This window comes from Actinomadura sp. RB99 (assembly GCF_014706005.1).
Classification (GTDB): domain Bacteria; phylum Actinomycetota; class Actinomycetes; order Streptosporangiales; family Streptosporangiaceae; genus Spirillospora.
This window is the reverse complement of sequence record NZ_JABMCA010000083.1, coordinates 1-19,073: the sequence shown is the minus strand read 5'-3', so window position 1 is coordinate 19,073 and position 19,073 is coordinate 1. Positions and strand designations below refer to the sequence as shown.

Here is a 19,073-nt window from a genome sequence, read left to right as displayed (position 1 = left end):
CCGGACGGGTCAGGCGAAGTCGGCCCGGCCGGCGCCCTCGGTGACCTCACCGAGGACCCAGGACGGCACGCCGCGCGACGCCAGCAGCCGCAGCGCCTCGTCGGCGGCCTCGGCGGCGACGATGGCGGCCATGCCCACGCCCAGGTTGAACGTCTTGTCCATCTCCGCCTGCGGCACGTCGCCGTGGTCCTGGAGGACCCGGAACAGCGCGGGCACCTCCCACGACGAGCGGCGCAGCACGGCGTCCGCCGTAGGAGGCAGGGACCGCGCCAGGTTCGCCGCCAGCCCCCCGCCCGTGATGTGGGCGAACGCCCGGACGCCCCCGGCCCGGGTCAGGGCCAGGCAGTCCTGCGCGTAGATGCGGGTCGGTGTGAGCAGTTCCTCACCGAGCGGACGGTCCAGCTCCGACGGCTGCGACTCCAGCGCGAGATCGGTCGTGGCCAGGATGTGGCGGACGAGCGAGTACCCGTTGGAGTGGATGCCGGACGACGCCATGGCGATGACCGCGTCCCCGGGGCGGACACGGTCCGGCCCCAGCAGCTCTCCGGCCTCCACCACGCCCGTCCCGGCGCCGGCGATGTCGAACTCGTCCGCCTCCAGCAGGCCGGGGTGCTCGGCGGTCTCGCCGCCGACCAGGGCGCAGCCCGCGAGGGCGCAGCCGTCCGCGATGCCGCCGACGATGTCGGCGATGCGCTCCGGCACGACCTTGCCGCAGGCGATGTAGTCCGTCATGAACAGCGGTTCGGCGCCGCATACGGCGAGGTCGTCGATGACCATGCCGACGAGGTCGTGCCCCACCGTGTCGTAGACGCCGAGGCGCCGCGCAAGGTCGACCTTGGTGCCAACGCCGTCCGTGGACGTCGCGAGCAGGGGCCGCTTGTAGCGCAGGAAGGCGGACGCGTCGAAGAGGCCCGCGAAGCCGCTGGCGTCGTCCACGACCTCGGGACGCCGCGCGCGCGCCACCCGCGACTTCATCAGCTCGACGGCGCGCTCGCCCGCCGCGATGTCCACGCCGGCGGCCTCGTACGAGGTCATCGGGTGACCTCCAGCAGGTGCTTGCCGCGGGCAGCGTCCTCCACCGGGATGGGGTAGACGCCGTCGAAGCAGGCCCGGCACAGGTTGTCCTTGGGGATCCGCGACGCGGAGATCAGCTCGTCCAGCGAGATGTAGCCGAGCGTGTCGGCGCCGATGGAGTCGCGGATCTCCTCCACCGACAGGTTCCCGGCGATCAGCTCGGCCCGCGTGGCGAAGTCGATGCCGTAGAAGCACGGCCACGACACGGGCGGGCTTGAGATGCGCACGTGCACCTCCTTGGCGCCCGCGTCCCGCAGCATCCCCACGATCGCGCGCTGGGTGTTGCCGCGGACGATCGAGTCGTCCACCACCACCAGGCGCTTGCCCTCGATCGCCTCGCGCAGCGGGTTCAGCTTCAGCCGGATGCCGAGCTGGCGGATCGTCTGCGACGGCTGGATGAACGTCCGGCCGACGTAGGAGTTCTTCACCAGGCCCTGGCCGTAGGGGATGCCGGACGCCTCGGCGTAGCCGATCGCGGCCGGGGTGCCCGACTCCGGCGTCGGGATGACCAGGTCGGCCTCGACGGGGTGCTCGCGGGCCAGCCGGCGGCCGACCTCGACCCGCGTCGCCTGGACGCTGCGCCCGGCGATCGTGGTGTCCGGCCTGGCCAGGTACACGTACTCGAACAGGCAGCCCTTCGGCCGCGGCTCGGCGAACCGCTCGGAGCGCACGCCCTCGCCGTCGATCGCGATCAGCTCGCCGGGCTCGATCTCCCGGACGAACCGGGCGCCGACGATGTCGAGACCGGCGGTCTCGGACGCGACCACCCAGCCGCCGTCCTCCAGCGAGCCCAGCACCAGCGGGCGGATCCCCTCGGGGTCGCGCGCCGCGTACAGGATCCCCTCGTCCATGAAGACCAGGGAGTACGCGCCGCGCGTCACCGGCAGGATCTCGCGCGCCGCCGCGAGCGGGCCGCCCTCGCGGGTGGCCAGCAGCGCGGTCAGGACCTCGGTGTCGGTGGTGGCGGTCAGCACCCCCGGCTCCAGCCGGGCGGCGAGGTCCGGGGTGTTGATCAGGTTGCCGTTGTGCACCAGCGCCAGCCCGCCCGCCTCGGTCGAGCGGAACGTGGGCTGCGCGTTCTCCCACGTCGGCGAGCCGGTCGTGGAGTAGCGGCAGTGGCCCACGGCGATGTGGCCGCGCAGGGTGTTCAGCACCGACTCGTCGAAGACCTGGGCGACCAGGCCCATGTCCTTGTAGACGACGATCCGGGAGCCGTCGCTTACCGCGATGCCCGCCGACTCCTGCCCGCGGTGCTGGAGCGCGTACAGGCCGTAGTAGGTGAGCTTGCTCACTTCCGCCCGCGGCGCCTGGTCCGCGGGGACCCAGACGCCGAACACACCGCAGGCGTCCTGCGGGGGGCGGTCGGAGGGATCGATGTCGTGGCTCAGACGTCCGTCACGGAGAGGCACACCAGTCAGTCTAGATGCCCCCTTCACCTGCTCGGATCGGTGGATCTCCTTAAGCGACCTTTACTCCCCGCGAGCACGGCTTTCAGCGTCCGCGCGCAAATCTGGTGGCCGACACGTGGAGGGACGCATGACGCTGCCTGGGTACCAGACCTATTCGCCTCCGGCTCCGCCCAGGCGGAGCGGGCTGGCACGGGCCTCCCTGGTGCTCGGCATCGTCGGGCTCCCAGGGCTCGCCCTGTGCCTCCTGGGGCTGATCCCGGCGCTCGTGGGGCTCGTCCTGGGGACGGTCGCCCTCGTCCGCGGGCGGTCCGAGCGGTGGCCCGCCGTGGCGGGGATCGTGTGCTCCGGGATAGCCGTCGTGGTGGGCGCCCTGGCGCTGTCCTGGTTGCTGAGCAAGGCGGCGATGTGCGGGGACACGTCCCGCTACCCGGACGACGCGGCACGCCAAGGGTGCGTGGAGCACGAGTTCCCGTTCGTCCGCGATACGCCGGCTCCCTGAGCCGGGCCGCTCGTCAGCCCGCTTCCGGGGCGGCGAGGGCGGCCACCGCCTCGGCGCTCAGGGGCGACGCGTAGACCCGGAAGTCGTCCATCAGGCCGCCGAAACCGGGCTTGGTGGGTTCGCTGCCCAGGTAGATGGGCCCGGCGGGCGTCACGACGGCGTGCTCCAGGGACATGCCCGTGTCGAGACGGCCGTTGATGTAGAGGAACATGCCTTCCTGGTCCACGACGAAGGCGACGTGGGCCCACTCCCCCAGGGTCGGCCTCGCGTGGCTGTCCACGTACTCAGGGCCCTTGATGGTGAACAACTGCACGCGCATGCGCATGGCGTCGGGATAGAGCCACATGCCGAGCGCGCGCGCATCGCTCTCCGCCACCGGCTTGTAGAGCAGGCTCCGCCATTCGCCGGTCGGCTCCTCCTCCACCCGGACGAAGAACGCCACGCTGAACCCGAACACCTGGCTCAGCACCAGCTGCGGCATAGCGGGGATCAGCGCCCGGCCATGGCCGTCCAGGCTCAGCGCCTCCCCGTGCCGTCCCGGGACGATCTGCGCGGACTCGTTCAGCTCCGCGACCGGCCCGCCCCCGGCGGCGTCCGCCACCCGGCGGCCGTCGACGGTCGCGACGTCGAACGTCCAATGCGCAACGAGCACGGGTCCACCTCCTGCACGGCCTCTCGCCGATGCGGTGCCCCGACGGTCGGCACCCACGCTCGCAGCGCCCGGCGCGCCAGGCAAGGCACGAAACGGACACGGCGCCCGATATCGCAGGTCAGGCTCGGGAAACCGGATCAGCCGAGCGGCAGCGGGACCTGCGCGGACAGGTCCGCGCGCGCGCCGCTGGCCCGCACCCGGTTGGCGGCGACGGCGTCCGCCCAGCTCAGCCGTCCCGTCGCCAGCGCGATCCAGGTCCCGGCGTCCATCTCCACCACATTCGGCGGCGTTCCCCGGGTATGGTGCGGGCCGGCGATGCACTGCACGGCGGCGTGCGGAGGGACGCGCACCTCGACCGACCGGCCCGGCGCCAGCTCCGCGAGCCGGTCGAGCAGGAACCGGACGGCGCCGCGGACGACCGGGCGGGACACGTCCCCGGCCGGGTCCTTGCCCGCGGCCAGGGCCGCCAGCACGGTCTCCAGGGCCGCGCGGCGCAGCGCGGCGGCCTCGTCCGGGCCGGGGAAAGGCGGCAGGCCCAGGGCGGCGCGCTGCTCGTTCAGCACGGCGGTGGAGAGCGGTGTTCGCGGCACCGTCCCGACGCTACCGGGTCGCCGCCGGCGGAAGGAGCGGGAGGCCGCCCGCACGGAGGTGCGCGGGGACGGCCTGCGAGGGTGTTCGGCGGCGGTTCTCGGCGGCGGTGGGGCGGGGCGCTCGGCCATCGATGGCACCCGAACGCCTCACACACGGTAAAAATGGACCCCGGTAGCAGGCACGCATGGGGACTTGAAAGGAACGGGGAAGCCGGGGACGCCGTCCCCGGAGGACACGGAGGTTCGTCAGATGCCCGAGGCGCTGCCCCTGCAGCCCGGTGACCCGCGACGGCTCGGCTCGTACGAGGTCACGGGCCGGCTGGGCGTCGGCGAGCAGGGCGCCGTCTTCCTCGGCAGGGACCCTGCGGGCGGCTTCGTCGCCGTGAAGCTCCTGCACGTCCGGCTGAGCGGCGAGCCCGTGGCACGCTCCCGGTTCGCCAACGCCTTCGCGTCCGCCCAGAAGGTCTCCGGTTTCTGCACGGCGGCGATCCTGAGCGCCGACGTGGAGGGCGACCGCCCCTACGTGGTGAGCGAGTGGGTGGACGGTCCTTCCCTTCAGCAACTCGTGGACGAGGAAGGGAAGCGCGGCGGCGCCGTAGTGGAACGCGTGGCCGTCGGTGCGGCGGTCGCGCTGGCCGCCATCCACCGGGCGGGCGCCGTCCATCATGGGCTGAAGCCGGGGAACATCCTGCTCGGCAGGAACGGCCCCCGGATGGCCGACTTCGGGATAGCGCGCGCGCTGGAGGCCGTTAACGCCGCGCCCACCGGACGCATCACCGAAGACCCCGCTTACAAGGCGCCCGAGCAACTCAGCGGCAGCGGCATCGGCCCGGCCGCCGACGTCTTCGCCTGGGCCGCCACCATGCTCTTCGCGGCGACGGGCAAGGCGCCCTTCGGGGACGGCTCCCCGTCCGAGGTGATGCAGCACATCATCTACGAGGAGCCGGACCTGTCGGAGGCGCCGCCGTCCCTGCGCGAGGTGATGCGCGACGCGTTCGCCAAGGACCCCGCCGCACGTCCCACCGCTAAGCAGTTGCTCGAACGGCTCCTCGCGGAGAGCAGCGCGCTCGCGGAGCGCCTGCCCGCGTCGATGGTGGACGAGGGCCGTGCGCTCGCCACGAGCGTCGTACCGGCCGCGCAGGCTTCCCCGCCGCCGCCTCCGTCCGCTCAGCCCTCCCAGCCGCCGGCGCAGCCGCCGGTCCCACCGCCGCCACCGCGCACCGGCCTAGCGCAGCCCACCGCACCGCCCCCACCGCAGGGACCACCCCCGCCGCAAGGGCCACCCCTGCAGGGACCGCCCGCACCGCAAGGGCCGCCGCCTCCCGGCGCCGGGCCTGCGCCCATGCCGCCCGGGCCGCCCGGGCCGCCGCGCTCGCCTATGGGCGTCCCTATGGGGATGCCTATGGGCGGTCCTGTAGGCGCGCCCATGGGTGCTCCCCAGGGGCCACCGCCCCACCAGGGGTTCATGCCCCCGCCTCCCGGCAACGCGCCGCAGATGCAGCCGCCGCCCGCGACGGCCCGGCACGCGTTCCATCCACCGCCGTCGCGTCCCTTCCGGAAGCTCTCGCAGTTCCTCTCCTCCACTTCCCTGGGGAAGGACAAGCAGAAGCCCGAGCCGGAAGGCCCCGCCGGTTCCGGCGGCGCGGCGCCGTCCGCACCCGATCTGGACCCCGCCGCCTTCGAGGCGACCACCACGTTCAACGTGATCGCCCCGTCGGCGGACGCCACGGCCACGCTGAGCGCCGTCCCGGAGGCCCCCGGCCCGTCCGACCCGGCCCCGACCGCCATGTTCGACCCCCTCGACATGCCGGACGCGCCGGGCATGCCGGACGCGTCGGACTCGACGACGGCGTCGCACTTCATCCCCGGCCTGCGGGCCGAGCAGGGCGGCGGTGGCGACCGGAAGGCGTCGGCGCTCCTCGCCCTCGGCCGGATGCGCCGGCCCAGCAACCACGTCCTGGGCGTCGCGCTGTCCCTCGTCATCGGCGTGGGCGTGGGCATCGCCATCATCGTGCTCGTGCTGTGGCCGCAGCTGAAGGACGACGGCGACCCGCCGACGAACCAGACCAACACGTCCGCCAACCAGCCGGTGAGCACGGTCCCCGGCCCGTTCGCGGGCACCTGGAAGGGCACGGTGGTGAACACCGCCCAGCACGCGTCCTTCCCCGTCGAGGTGACGTTCCAGACCGGGGCCACCACCGCGCGCGCGGTCTACCCGCAGGAGCGCTGCACCGGAACGCTCACGCTCAAGAGCGGCACGCAGAGCAACCTGACCATGGACCTCGCCATCCCGGCGCCCTGCACGCCCGGGACCGTCCAGATCAAGCGGATGACGGACGGGACGCTCCAGTACGCGTGGAACAAGCCCGGCACGAACCTCGCCTACTCCGGAAAGCTGTCGCGCGGCTGACCCCGCCCTCGCCCGCTCGCGACGTCGCCGGGCGCGCGCGGGGGCGCGCGGGGGCGCGCGACAGGGCCGGGCGCGCGACCGGATCGGAACCGTCTCCTGACGCGGCCTTCCGGTTGACGGCCGACTCCGGCCGCCGCGCAGCCCGTCCGACCCGTCCGCTTTTGCGGTCTTTATCTGAGTAGTTCCGCTAGGGTTTCCCCTCGATCGAATCCTCGATCTTCTGACGGGCCGCCGAGAGCGCGGCCCCCCGGCAGAAGGAGACAAGCCTTGCGGGCTGTCCACCGGAGGCTCCTGTTGGCCGGCGTCGTCGCGGCGTGCGTCGGCGGCGCGGCGGCCTTCCCCGTCCTCGCGGACTCCTCTTCCCCCTCCCTCGTCAAGGTGACCGCCGCCGAGGGCACCCCCGTGCCCGGCCGCTACATCGTCACCCTGAAGAAGGGCGCGTCCGCCGAGTCGGCCGTCAACAAGGTGAAGGCCACCGGCGCGCAGCGCTTCGACGGCGTCCTCAACGGCTTCGCCGCGAAGCTGACCGGCGCGCAGCTCGACAAGCTTCGCCATGACAGCCGCGTCGCCGCCATCGAGCAGGACCAGGTCATGAAGGCCCAGGGGACGCAGGGCTCCGCGCCCTGGGGCCTCGACCGCATCGACCAGCGCAAGCGGCCGCTGTCGAAGAGCTACCACTACACCACGCTGGCCAAGGACGTCACCGCCTACGTCATCGACTCCGGCCTCGACGTCACCCACTCGCAGTTCGGCGGCCGCGCCGCCATCGCGTGGGTCGCTCCCACCTACAACGGCAACGGCGCCGACTGCAACGGCCACGGCACCCACGTCGCCGGCATCATCGGCTCGAGCACCTACGGCGTCGCCAAGGGCGTCAAGCTGCGCGCGCTCCGCGTCCTCGACTGCGACGGCACGGGCTACGTGTCCGACCTCGTGTCCGCCGCGCAGTGGCTGCGCACCCACGCCGCCAAGCCGGCCGTCGCGAACATCTCGATCGGCGCGCCCAAGTCCGCCGCTCTGAACACCGCCGTGGAGAACCTGTCCCGGTCCGGCGTGTTCGTCTCCGTCGCGGCGGGCAACGAGAACGCCGACGCGTGCAAGTCCTCGCCGTCCGGCGCGGGCTGGGTCATGGCCGTCGGCGCCACCACGTCCTACGACAACCGCGCCACCTTCTCCAACTGGGGCAAGTGCGTGGACATCAACGCCCCCGGCTACGACATCCGGTCGACGCTGCCCGGCAACACGACCGGCCTGGAGAGCGGCACGTCCATGGCCTCGCCGTTCGTCGCCGGCACCGCCGCCCTCTACCTGCAGACGCACCCCAAGGCGACCTTCCCCACGGTGCAGAAGTGGCTGAACGACAACTCCACCAAGAACGTCCTCGGGCGCATGCGCAGCCAGGCCAACCGGCTGCTCTACAAGAGCAACCTCTGACCCTCCCGTAGGATGGCCCGGCTCCCCCACGGGGGGCCGGGCTTCTTGGGTGTTGAACCGTCCCACCCGTCACAGCCGTTTACCCTTGGCGAGGACAAGGACGGCCCCCTCGCCGTCCATTGGCATTCGGCCGGGCGCCCCCGGGTCCGGCCGGAGAGGAGAAGACGTGGAGTCCCCCACCTCCACCCTCCGGAGACGAACCCGGCGCGCGGCCCTGGCCCTCGTCGCCGTCGCCCTGCCGCTGGCCGGCACCGCCGCCCCCTCCTCCGCCGCCGCGCCGCGCACCCCCGCCGCCCTGCCGTCCGACCCCGGCGACAGCGGCAGGTTCGCCAAGATGAACGCCCAGATCGCCAAGCTCGACAAGGCCTACGGCGGCGACCTCGCCAAGCTGAGGGACGCCCAGTACGCCGCGAAGAAGGCGCTTCAGAAGTCCGAGAGCCTGCAGGGCGACCTCAACGACGCCCGCTCCCTCGTCGCCCAGATGGCCGCCACCCAGTACATGACGGACGGCCAGGGCCCCACCATCTCCATGCTCGCCGCGGGCAACCCGTCCGACATGCTGAGCGGCTACACCCTCATCGAGCACCTCGCGCAGAACAAGACGGCGAAGGTCGCGCAGATCGGCAAGCTCGTCGACGAGCAGGCCAAGGCGCACGCCCAGGCCCAGCAGAAGATCACCGAGCTGCAGAAGGAGATCAAGGACCTGCTGGGCCAGAAGAAGCGCGTCGAGGCACTGGTCAAGAAGTACAAGCCGCAGTCACCGAGCGTCGGCATGGGCGGCGTCACCCCGCGCATGCTGAACGTCAAGAACGTCATCGACCAGGAAGAGGGCCCCTTCCCCACGATCGGCTGCGTCCGCACCACCGGCGACCCGCAGGACCACGGCACCGGCCACGCCTGCGACTTCATGATCACCACCGGCGGCGTCATGGCCACCGGCGCCGCCAAGGCCCACGGCGACGCCACCGCCGCCTACGCCATCGCCCACGCGAGCGCCCTGGGCATCAAGTACATCATCTGGCGCCAGCGCATCTACGACCTCCGCAGCCCCGGCTGGCGCACGATGGAGAACCGCGGCGGCGTAACCGCCAACCACTACGACCACGTCCACATCTCGGTCTTCTAGCCGCATCGCGCTCTGACTAGGGTGGTGCGGTGACCGACTTGGGGGAGAGTGCGAGTTCGATCTGGTCGGGGCGGGCGGTCGCGTACGCGGAGTCCTTCGCCGCGGTGTGCGCGTACCCGATCGAAGATCTGCTGGACGCCGCCGGAGTAGGTCCCGACGTCCGTCTGCTGGATGTGGGCACCGGATCGGGGAACGTCGCCGCGGGGGCGTGCGCGAGGGGCGCCCGGGTCACCGCCGTCGACGCCGACCCGGGGATGGCGGAGGTCGCCGCGAAGACCGTCCCGCTGGCCGAGGTCGGCGTCGCCGAGCTGCCCGTCCTTCCGTTCGCCGACGATGCCTTCGACGTGGTGACCGCCAACTTCGTACTGGACCACGTGGGCCGGCCGCGGCGCTCGCTGGCCGAGCTCGGCCGGGTGACGCGGCCGGGCGGCCGGATCGCGGTGACGATGTGGGCCGTGCCGGGCGGAGAAGGACGGGCCCTGCTGGGACGAGCGATCGAGGCCGCCGGTGTGCACCGCCCCACCCACCGGGCGGTCCTGGACTCCGAGACCGATTTCCCGCGGACCGAGCAGGGGCTCGCGGACCTGATGCGAGCCGCCGGGATTGCCCGTCCTTCCTGCCGGACCATCGCCTGGGACCACCGGACCTCCGCACAGGAGTGGTGGCATGGCGCGGCGTCGGGTGTCGGCTTCATCGGCCACCTCGTCGCCACCCAGCCGCCCGAGATCAGAGCGGAGATCAAACGGCGGTTCGACCTTCTCAGCGCGGAGTTCACCGGTCCGGACGGCCGCCTCGCCCTGCCGCACCGGGCACTGCTCGCCACCGGAACCCCCGAAGCATGAGCAGCCGCAAGACCCGACGCTGCCGAATTGAGCTGTTCTGAACCAAGGGACGGCGCGCTCGGGCTGCGCATCGCGACGCGTCCGCCGAGGGCGGGCACCCAGGTGAATGTGTGTGCGGGGTGTCTTCGCTGGTCGCGGTCTTGCGCGGCGCAGAACCCGGTCTTCTGAGCGTCCGGGATGGGGTTCTGGGGCACGGTCGCCTTTCTACGGTCCCAACGGCGCGCCGAGACGCTGGACGCGTTGTCTTCCTGGGCCGCCCTCGGCATGGCCTCCTGGGACCACGGTGACGGCTGGCAAGGCGTCCAGTTCCGCCACGACCAGGACCTCGACTGGCGGACGGTGCTCATCGAGGTGATGCGCGAGACCGCCCGGCCCGTGCTCGGCGCCTTCGTCCTCGACAGCGACGGCGCGTTCGTTCTCGGCGCGGACCCCGTGAACGGGGCCTGGTCGGCGGTGCTCGAGATGGAGGGCGTCCTGGCGCACCTCGTCCTGCCGGTCGTCGAGTGGGTGGACGGTGAGGAGACCCCTCGCGTGCTTGAGGACGACCCGGACTACCTGCGGGAACGCGAAGAGCTTCGCACCGCACATTCGAGATGAAGGGCGAATGGTTCAGGAGCGGGTGGTCTCTTCGGTTTTGAAGGTGCGGAAGCCTCGGCGGTGGTAGTTCGGGAGGGCGTTGGGATGGTCGAAGGAAGAGGTGTGGAGCCAGACCCGGGCAGCCGTCGGTGACAGTTCCCAGGCGTGCTGGATTCCCAGGGTCAGCGCATAGCCGCCGAGGCCCTTGCCGACGAAATCGGGGAGCAGGCCGAAGCTCTTGATCTCGACCTCGTGGTCTTGGGGGTCGTAGGCGACGATTCCGGCGTGCTCGCCGGTGAAGAACAGCAGGCCGAACGTCCGGCGGGGGTTCTCGTCGAACCAGGCCCGCCATTCCTCGGGGGTGCGGCGGGAGCTTTTCCAGCCGTACGGGGCGCCGACGCGGGCGAGGATGTCCGGGACGAGGGGCGAGGTCCGGTCCAGGGGCGCCAGGGCCAGGCCGGGGACGGGGGCGGCCGCGACCAGCTGCGCGCGGTCGGTCATCTCGACGTACGTCACGATCTCCTTCACACCGGCAGGCTACGGTGCGGGCGCAACTCGCGGCGGTAGCGGAGTTCGTCGACGAGTGTGCCGCGGACGTTCCGGTGGCGGGTCTCGCCGGTGAAGGCCCAGCCGGCGGCCTCGTAGAAGGCGCAGGCGCGCTGATTGCCGTCGAGGACCCAGAGGACGGCGCTTTCGTGGCCGAGGCCGGAAAGGGCGTTGAGGGCGCGGGCGTGGAGGGCGCCGCCGATTCCTTGCCGCCAATGCGACTCGGCCACGTGCAGGGCCAGCAGTTCGCCCGTGCGAGGGTCGTCGTGGGAGGGCCCGATTTCGGCGAAGGCGACTATGGCGGGCGCGGTGACGAACGTGGCGCGGGACGGGTCGCGGAGCCTTTCCAGCCAGCGGTGCTCGCGTTCGGCCATATCGAAGGCGGCGAGGAAACCGTCCGGGAGAAGGCCGCGGTAGGCGGCACGGTACGAGGCCAGGTGCAGGCGCGCGATCGCGGGGGCGTCGGCCTCGGTGGCGGTGCGGATCGCAGGGGGCATGCGTCCAATGGAAAACGAGAAGGGCGCCCCGGTGGGGCGCCCTTCTGTGGTCGTGCGGGTCAGTTCGCGTAGCTGGGGAGCATGCGCTCGTTGGCCTCGCGGAGTTCGGCGAGGGGGATGGAGAACAGCTCCTGCTGGTCGCCCTCCGGGCCGCGGCCGGCGACGGTCAGCGTGTCGCCGCCGGCGACGCCGATCTGGGTGACCGGGACGCCCGCCGACTCGCAGAGGGCCGCCAGGCGGGCCTCGCCGCCGGGACGGACCGCGACCATGGCGCGGGCCACCGACTCGCTGAACAGCGTGACGAACGGGTCGCCGGGCAGGGTGATCCGGGCGCCGAGGCCGCCGCGCAGGCACGACTCCACCAGGGTCTGCGACAGGCCGCCGTCCGACAGGTCGTGGGCGGCCGTCAGGAGGCCCTCGCGGATCGCGGTGACCATGACCGAGGCGAGGGCCGCCTCCGCCTTCAGGTCCACCAGCGGCGGCAGGCCGCCGAGGTGGTTGTAGACGACGTGCGCCCATTCGGAGCCGCCGAACTCCTCGCGGGTCTCGCCGAGCAGCGCGATCGTGGCGCCGTCGGAGGTGAGCGCCATGTTCACGCGGCGGCGGACGTCGTCGTGGACGCCGAGGACGCCGATGACCGGGGTCGGGTTGATCGGCGTGGTGCCGGTCTGGTTGTAGAAGCTGACGTTGCCGCCGGTCACCGGGATGCCGAGGTACTGGCAGGCGTCGGCGAGGCCCTCGACGGCGCGGGCGAACTGCCACATGACGCCCGGGTCCTCGGGGGAGCCGAAGTTCAGGCAGTTCGTCACGGCGAGGGGGCGGGCGCCGGTGGCGGCCACGTTGCGGTACGCCTCGGACAGCGCGAGCTGCGCGCCCGAGTACGGGTCGAGCCGGGTGTAGCGGCCGTTGCCGTCCAGGGACAGCGCGATGCCGAGGCCCGACTCGTCGTCGATCCGGACGACGCCCGCGTTGTCCGGCATGGCGAGGACGGTGTTGCCCAGCACGTACCGGTCGTACTGCGAGGTCACCCATGTCTTGCTCGCCAGGTTCGGCGAGCCCGCGAGCCACAGCACGGTGCGGCGCAGCTCGTCGCCGTTGGACGGGCGGGTCAGCCGGCCCGGGGTGTCGGACTGGAGGGCGCCGAGGTCCTTCGGGGGCTCGAACGGCCGCTCGTAGACCGGGCCCTCGTCGGCGGCGGTGACCGGCGGGATGTCGACGATCGTCTCGCCGCGCCACGTCATGACGAGGCGGCGGGTGTCGGTGACCTGGCCGATGACGGTGGCGGGGATCTCCCAGCGGCGGCAGATCTCCATGAAGCGGTCGACCTTGTCGGGCGACACGACCGCCATCATGCGCTCCTGCGACTCGCTCATGAGGATCTCCTCAGGGCGCAGGGTCGCGTCGCGCAGCGGGACGGCGTCGAGGTCGACGTACATGCCGCCGGTGCCGGCGGCGGCCAGCTCCGTCGTCGCGCAGGAGACGCCGGCGGCGCCGAGGTCCTGGATGCCGACCACGAGGTCCTCGCGGAACAGCTCCAGGCAGCACTCGATGAGCAGCTTCTCCATGAACGGGTCGCCGACCTGGACCGACGGCCGCTTGGCGTGCGACTCCTCGTCGAAGGTCGCGGACGCCAGGACGGACGCGCCGCCGATGCCGTCCGGGCCGGTGAGGGCGCCGAAGAGGATCACCTTGTTGCCGGGGCCGGGGGCCACGGCGCGCTTGATGTCCTCGTGCTTCATCACGCCCACGCACAGGGCGTTGACCAGCGGGTTGCCCTCGTAGCAGGCGTCGAAGACGGTCTCGCCGCCGATGTTGGGCAGGCCGAGGGAGTTGCCGTAGCCGCCGACGCCGGCGACGACGCCGGGCAGCACCCGCTGGGTGTCGGGGGCGTCGGCCGGGCCGAAGCGCAGGGAGTCCATGACGGCGATCGGACGGGCGCCCATCGACATGATGTCGCGGACGATGCCGCCGACGCCGGTCGCGGCGCCCTGGTACGGCTCGACGTAGGACGGGTGGTTGTGCGACTCGACCTTGAAGGTGACCGCCCAGCCCTGGCCGATGTCGACGACGCCGGCGTTCTCCCCCATGCCGACGAGCAGCTTGTCGGTCTTGGGGGCCTTGTCGCCGAACTGCCGCAGGTGGACCTTGGAGCTCTTGTAGGAGCAGTGCTCGCTCCACATCACCGAGTAGATCGCCAGCTCGGCGGAGGTGGGGCGGCGGCCGAGGATGTGCCGGACGCGCTGGTACTCCTCGTCGTTCATGCCCAGCTCGACGTACGGCTGCGGGCGGTCCGGCGAGGCGGCGGCGATGGCGACGGTGTCGGTGCCGGGGTCGGCCTTGACGGACGACTCGATCGCGAGCCGGGCGCCGCCGCCGATGGCGGGCTGCGGGCCCGTCCCGGACCCGACGGCGTGCTGGGGCCCGGTGCCGGGGCCGCCGACCGCGGGCTGCGGGCCCGTGTTCGGGCCGCCGATGGCGGGCTGCGGGCCGGTGTTCGAGCCCACGGCGGGCTGCGGGCCGGTGCCCGAACCGATCGCGGGCAGCGGACCGGTCGCGGGGCCGACGGGCGGCAGCGGGCCCGTGCCGGTGCCGACGGCCGGGAACGGGCCGGTCGTGGACGGGCCGACGGCCGGGAACGAGCCGGTGCCGGCCGGGCCGACGGCCGGGAACCGGCCGGTGTTCGGCCCCACGGCGGGCTGCGGGCCCGTCCCGGAGCCGACGGCTGGCTGCGGGCCGGTCGCCGGGCCGACGGGCGGCAGCGGGCCGGTGTTCGGGTTCACGGCGGGCAGCGGGCCCGTCGCGGGACCGGGGACGGCCTGCGGGCTCGCGCCGGGGCTCGCCCAGGGGCCGGACTGGCCCTGGGGGCCGACGGCGGGCTGCGGGCCCGTACCGGAGCCGACGGCGGGCTGCGGGCCCGTGCCGGTCCCGGGGCCGGCGACGCGCTGCGGCGCGGCGGGCGGGGGCGGCGGGAACGCGGCGTACTCGCTCAGGTCGGGGGTGGTGAGCGTGGGGTCGGCGTGCGGCGGGAGGGGGACGGCGACGCCCTCCTCGGCCAGCGCGCGCGCGAAGTCGTCCGAGGGGACGCCCGTGTCGGGCATGGTGCGTCCCGTCGCGGCCGGGTCGTCGTTCAGCACGGGCAGCGGCCCGGTGAACGGCCCCTGCGGCGCGGGCGGAGCCGGCGGTGCGGGCGGTCCCTGCGGCGTGGGCGATCCCTGCGGCGCGGGCGGGGCGGGCGGAGCAGGCGGTCCCTGCGGCGTGGGCGACGCGGCGGCCGAGTTGGTCCGGTCCTCCTCCAGGATGGCCTCGAAGGCCTGCGTCACCGACGGGTCGACGGGCTGCAGCTCGGGGTCGTCGGCGTCGGACTTCAGCTCGTCCAGCCAGTCCAGCGACGGCTCGTCGTGCGCGGCGTCGCGCGCCGCGCGGCCGGAAGCGTTGGGCCGTTGCTCGCTCATGCGTTGACCAGTCTCTTGACGATCGAGGTGAAGAAGCCGAGCCCGTCGGTGGACGGGCCGGTCAGCGACTCCGCGGCGTGCTCGGGATGCGGCATGAGCCCGACCACGTTGCCGGCCTCGTTGCAGATCCCGGCGATGTCGTCGAGGGAGCCGTTGGGGTTCAGGTCGAGGTAGCGGGCGACGATCCGGCCGGAGTCGGCCAGCTCGGCCAGGGTCTCGCGGTCGGCGGTGTAGCGGCCGTCCGCGTTCTTGACCGGGATCACCAGCTCCTGGCCCTCGGTGTACTCCGAGGTCCAGGCGGTGCCGGCGTTCTCGACGCGCAGCCGCTGGTCGCGGCAGACGAAGTGCAGCCCCGCGTTGGGCAGCAGGGCGCCCGGGAGCAGGTGCGACTCGCAGAGCACCTGGAAGCCGTTGCAGATGCCGAGGACCGGCAGGCCGGCCTTGGCGGCCGCGACCAGTTCGGTCATCAGCGGCGCGAACCGGGCGATCGCGCCGGCCCGCAGGTAGTCCCCGTAGGAGAACCCGCCGGGCAGCACGACCGCGTCGACCCCCTGCAGGTCGTGGTCGGCGTGCCAGAGGGCGACCGGCTCGGCGCCGGCCAGCCGCACGGCGCGCGCGGCGTCCTTGTCGTCCAGGGAACCAGGGAAGGTGATGACCCCCACCCGGGCAGCGTCCATCTGTTCTGTTCCTCCGAAATGAGGTGCGGCCGGGACGGTCGGGATCTCATCCGCCGATCACCGCTGCGCGCGTCGCACATTCCCCCCGCGCGCGTACCAATCTACCCGGCCGTGTGCATGAGCCGGCGGTCGAGGCCGCCCACCAGCGCCCCGTCCCGCCAGGTCAGGCGCTTCCGCAGGTGAACGATGGTGCCCCTGTCGGGCGTGCGGTCGATGTCCAGATCGTCCACCAGCGCCCGCATGATTTTAATCCCGCGCCCGGATTCGCTCAAAACCCCCCGGTCCGCCGGGACGGGCCGCGGCCCGTGGCCGCCGTCCTCGATCTCCAGCGAGCAGGTGCCGTCGTCGACGCGCCCGGCGACGCGGTAGTCCCCGGTGGCGCGGGCGTGCTGGACCGCGTTGGTGCACGCCTCGGAGGCGGCGACCAGGATGTCGGCGACGCAGTCCTCGGCGACGCCCAGCCCCCGCAGCGCGTCCCCCACCACCCGGCGTACCACCGGAATGCTCGGCGCCTCGCGCGGCAGCGCGAGCGCGAACTCCATATCCACCCCGGACACCTCGTGTCATGCCCCGGGCGTCCCGGCAGGGCCCCCGGTCCCGGAGCGTGCTCGACGACTCGACGCAGGTAGAACTTCCCCGACGGAATCTTTCGTAACCGCTATACTGTCGGGTCTTTCGCTTCGCCCGGGAGGCCCTCGGGCGGGGCCGGCTGCTCGTCGGCCGGCGGCGCCTCCGCTTGCGAGCCCTCGGAAAGGCCCTCCGGAGCCTCGGGTTCGAGCCCTTCGGGCTGCAGGACCCGCACCTCGAAGTTCTCGATCACCGGGTTGGCGAGCAGGGTCTCGGCGATCCGGCGGACCCGCTCCAGCGCGGCCTCGTCGGCCGGTCCCTCCAGCTCGACCTCGAACCGCTTGCCCTGCCGGACGGCCACGACGCCGTCGAACCCCATCTGCGGCAGCTTCCGGGCTATCGCCTGGCCCTGCGGGTCGAGGATCTCCGGCTTGAGCATGACGTCGACGACGACACGCGCCACGGTCGCCCCCTCACTGATCTGCGCTTTTGCTTACGGACCTGAAGCGTACGGCACCATTGGCACTCGCGACCCACGCATCCCCCTTGTCCGCACCCCGCCCGCATCACCGGAGCCGTCCGATGAACATCGAGGACCTCACCCCGTCGGAGCGCCGCCTGTGGGAGGCGTTCCCGAGCGGCGAACCCGTGGACCTGTCGACCGGCGACCCGGCGCACGACGATCCCGGGTACGCGACGCACTGGGGACATGACCGGATGGTCCGGGCCGAGGTGCTGGTCGCGCTGCTGGTCGGCGCGGTGGAGCCCGAGCCGGGACGGGTCGCGGCCGTCCGGCTGAGCGGCGCCCGGATCACCGGCTCGCTGAACCTCGGGCACGCCGAGGTGCGCGTGCCGCTGGCGCTGACCGGCTGCTCGTTCGACGAGGCGCCGCACCTGTACTGGGCGAGCATGAACAGCGTCCACCTGATGGGGTGCCGGCTGCCGGGGCTGGTCGCGTCCGGCACCCGGGTGGACGGCCACCTGTGGCTGGAGGGCAGCCGGATCTCCGGCGGGCTCTGGCTGGACGGGGCGAACATCACCGGCATCCTGAACATGTCGGGCGTCCAGCTGTCCAACCCGGGCGGGGACGCGCTGCTCGCCGACCGGCTGACGGTGGAGGCGAATGTCTACTGCGACCAGGGGTTCGCGGCGAACGGCGAGGTCCGGCTGCCCGGCGCGCGGGTCGGCGGCCAGCTGATCTTCCGGAAGGCGCGGCTGCACAACCCGTCCGGCGCCGCGCTGTACGCGAGCCGGCTGGACGTGGCGGCGAACGTGTTCTGCGACGGCGGGTTCGTCGCGGAGGGCGAGGTCCGGCTGCGCGGCGCCCGCGTCGGCGGCTACCTGTCGTTCGTCGGCGCGCACCTGTCGGCGCCCGAGCGGACCGCGCTGAACGCCGACGACCTCACCGTCGAGACCGACGTGTACTGCTCGGACGGGTTCACCGCGCACGGCTCGGTCAGCTTCTCCGGGGCGCACGTCACCGGGCAGCTCAGCCTGCGCGGCGCGCACCTGCGGCACGAGCAGGGGACGGCGCTGAGCCTGCAGCGCGTCCAGGCGGAGGAGCTGCTGCTGCGCCCGGCGGACAAGATCGCCGGGATCACCGACCTGTCGTACGCGCGGATCAACCTGCTGCGGGACGACGCGGCGACCTGGCCGGACCGGCTCCAACTCGACGGCCTGCAGTACGAGACGCTCGAACCGCCGATGACCGCGCGCGAGCGGCTGGCGTGGCTGCGCCGCGACACCGACGGCTACGCTCCGCAGCCGTACGAGCGGCTCGCCGCGACCTACCGGTCCCTGGGCCTGGACGCCGACGGGCGCTCGGTCCTGCTCGCCAAGGCCCGCGACCGGCGCCGCACGCAGGGCATCCCGCTGAAGGTCGTCGGCTTCCTGCAGGACGTCCTGGTCGGCTACGGGTACCGGCCGTTCCGGGCGGCGAGCTGGCTGGTGGGGCTGCTGGCGTTCGGGACGATCGTCTTCTCCATCCACCGGCCGGACGTCCTGGACACCGGCCACAAGCCGCACTTCAACGCGTTCTTCTACACGCTCGACCTGCTGCTGCCCATCGGCAGCCTCGGCCAGGAGGTCGAGTTCGCGCCGAGCGGGATCTACCAGTGGGTCGCCAACCTCATCGTGGCGGCCGGGCTGGTCCTCGGCCTGACGGTCGCGGCGGGCGCGACCCGCGCCCTGTCCCGGGAGTGACGCGCGCAACCGGGGTAGGAGATGGAGGGCGGCACTTGCATCTCCGGGTGTGATGTCTGCCACGATGTCTTTGGTGGGTTTTGTCCCTTACCGGGGACGGGGCCGCTGACATCGGCCGGCTGTGCGGCGATCCCGCGTACCGGCCCCGAACGAGGAGTGCCATCAATGACGATCGACTCCGTGCGCGGCGCGCCAGGCGCCTCCGAGCTCGCCGAACCCGAGCTCATCAGGCTGCTGACCCCCGAGGGGGAGCGCGTCGAGCATCCCGACTACCCGCTGGACCTGAGCCCCGGCGAGGTCCGCGGGCTCTACCGCGACCTGGTGATCGTCCGCCGGATCGACCGGGAGGCCGTGGCGCTGACCCGGCAGGGCGAGCTCGGCCTCTGGGCGTCGCTGCTCGGCCAGGAGGCCGCGCAGATCGGCTCGGGACGCGCGCTGTCCGAGCACGACATGGTCTTCCCCACCTACCGCGAGCACGGCGTCGCGTGGTGCCGGGACGTCCCGCCGCTGAACCTCCTCG

General features: G+C 72.9%; 17 protein-coding genes and 1 pseudogene. 8 read left to right on the top strand and 10 right to left on the bottom strand.

All coding sequences use genetic code 11. The features are described from left to right. Positions 1-9: 9 nt before the first annotated feature. Positions 10-1,035 (bottom strand): phosphoribosylformylglycinamidine cyclo-ligase, encoded by a 1,026-nt coding sequence (gene purM / locus amrb99_RS42330; protein WP_190867277.1) that lies wholly within the window; start codon positions 1,033-1,035, stop codon positions 10-12. Continuing rightward, positions 1,032-2,483 carry an amidophosphoribosyltransferase gene (gene purF, locus amrb99_RS42325; RefSeq protein ID WP_190867275.1) on the bottom strand — a complete coding sequence of 484 codons (1,452 nt, stop codon included), beginning with the start codon at positions 2,481-2,483 and terminating at the stop codon, positions 1,032-1,034. Before purF ends, purM begins: the two co-directional genes overlap by 4 nt. Before the next feature lie 127 nt (positions 2,484-2,610). On the opposite strand from purF, the gene amrb99_RS42320 reads away from it, so the two are divergent. Continuing rightward, complete coding sequence (locus amrb99_RS42320; protein ID WP_190867273.1) at positions 2,611-2,982, top strand: DUF4190 domain-containing protein; 372 nt, start codon at positions 2,611-2,613, stop codon at positions 2,980-2,982. A gap of 13 nt (positions 2,983-2,995) precedes the next feature. Here amrb99_RS42320 and amrb99_RS42315 read toward each other — a convergent pair whose 3' ends face one another. Then, positions 2,996-3,634 carry a LamG domain-containing protein gene (locus amrb99_RS42315; protein WP_190867271.1) on the bottom strand — a complete coding sequence of 213 codons (639 nt, stop codon included), beginning with the start codon at positions 3,632-3,634 and terminating at the stop codon, positions 2,996-2,998. Between the two features lie 137 nt (positions 3,635-3,771). Then, positions 3,772-4,224, bottom strand: a complete 453-nt coding sequence (locus amrb99_RS42310) for a sterol carrier family protein (protein WP_347257094.1) — start codon at positions 4,222-4,224, stop codon at positions 3,772-3,774. Positions 4,225-4,474: 250 nt separating this feature from the next. On the opposite strand from amrb99_RS42310, the gene amrb99_RS42305 reads away from it, so the two are divergent. From amrb99_RS42305 to amrb99_RS42285, 5 genes are all read left to right on the top strand, one after another. Next, complete coding sequence (locus amrb99_RS42305; protein ID WP_190867267.1) at positions 4,475-6,634, top strand: serine/threonine-protein kinase; 2,160 nt, start codon at positions 4,475-4,477, stop codon at positions 6,632-6,634. A gap of 267 nt (positions 6,635-6,901) precedes the next feature. Next, a complete protein-coding gene (locus tag amrb99_RS42300; RefSeq protein ID WP_190867265.1) occupies positions 6,902-8,068 on the top strand; it encodes a S8 family peptidase in 1,167 nt (388 codons plus the stop codon). Between the two features lie 166 nt (positions 8,069-8,234). Next, the gene (locus amrb99_RS42295; protein WP_190867262.1) at positions 8,235-9,194 is read left to right on the top strand and encodes a hypothetical protein; all 960 of its coding nucleotides are present in this window, start codon (positions 8,235-8,237) and stop codon (positions 9,192-9,194) included. A 29-nt stretch (positions 9,195-9,223) separates the two neighbouring features. Continuing rightward, positions 9,224-10,036: a class I SAM-dependent methyltransferase gene (locus tag amrb99_RS42290; protein ID WP_190867260.1), complete on the top strand. Its 813-nt coding sequence runs from the start codon at positions 9,224-9,226 to the stop codon at positions 10,034-10,036. A 240-nt stretch (positions 10,037-10,276) separates the two neighbouring features. Next, complete coding sequence (locus tag amrb99_RS42285; RefSeq protein ID WP_190867258.1) at positions 10,277-10,633, top strand: hypothetical protein; 357 nt, start codon at positions 10,277-10,279, stop codon at positions 10,631-10,633. 12 nt (positions 10,634-10,645) lie between these two features. On the opposite strand, the gene amrb99_RS42280 is transcribed toward amrb99_RS42285, so the two are convergent. The 6 genes and pseudogenes from amrb99_RS42280 to purS all read right to left on the bottom strand — a co-directional run. Continuing rightward, positions 10,646-11,140, bottom strand: coding sequence for a GNAT family N-acetyltransferase (locus amrb99_RS42280; RefSeq protein ID WP_190867256.1), 495 nt, complete (start codon positions 11,138-11,140; stop codon positions 10,646-10,648). Then, a complete protein-coding gene (locus tag amrb99_RS42275; protein WP_190867254.1) occupies positions 11,137-11,655 on the bottom strand; it encodes a GNAT family N-acetyltransferase in 519 nt (172 codons plus the stop codon). Before amrb99_RS42275 ends, amrb99_RS42280 begins: the two co-directional genes overlap by 4 nt. Before the next feature lie 59 nt (positions 11,656-11,714). Next, complete coding sequence (purL, locus tag amrb99_RS53525; RefSeq protein WP_347257093.1) at positions 11,715-15,107, bottom strand: phosphoribosylformylglycinamidine synthase subunit PurL; 3,393 nt, start codon at positions 15,105-15,107, stop codon at positions 11,715-11,717. After that, entirely contained in the window at positions 15,104-15,784 is a 681-nt protein-coding gene (purQ, locus tag amrb99_RS42265; RefSeq protein WP_173097141.1) for a phosphoribosylformylglycinamidine synthase subunit PurQ, read from the bottom strand. The genes purL and purQ overlap by 4 nt, the downstream gene beginning before the upstream one ends. A 101-nt stretch (positions 15,785-15,885) precedes the next feature. Next, entirely contained in the window at positions 15,886-16,326 is a 441-nt protein-coding gene (locus amrb99_RS42260; protein ID WP_194737662.1) for an ATP-binding protein, read from the bottom strand. A 251-nt stretch (positions 16,327-16,577) separates the two neighbouring features. Further along, positions 16,578-16,814 (bottom strand): annotated as a pseudogene (gene purS / locus amrb99_RS51965) (phosphoribosylformylglycinamidine synthase subunit PurS); the annotation flags it as partial. Positions 16,815-16,933: 119 nt separating this feature from the next. On the opposite strand from purS, the gene amrb99_RS42250 reads away from it, so the two are divergent. Together amrb99_RS42250 and amrb99_RS42245 are read left to right on the top strand one after the other, a co-directional pair. Next, positions 16,934-18,553, top strand: coding sequence for a hypothetical protein (locus tag amrb99_RS42250; RefSeq protein ID WP_190867248.1), 1,620 nt, complete (start codon positions 16,934-16,936; stop codon positions 18,551-18,553). A gap of 165 nt (positions 18,554-18,718) precedes the next feature. Continuing rightward, positions 18,719-19,073, top strand: a 355-nt coding sequence (locus amrb99_RS42245; protein ID WP_241756459.1) for a thiamine pyrophosphate-dependent enzyme, incomplete at its 3' end; no start/stop codon positions are given.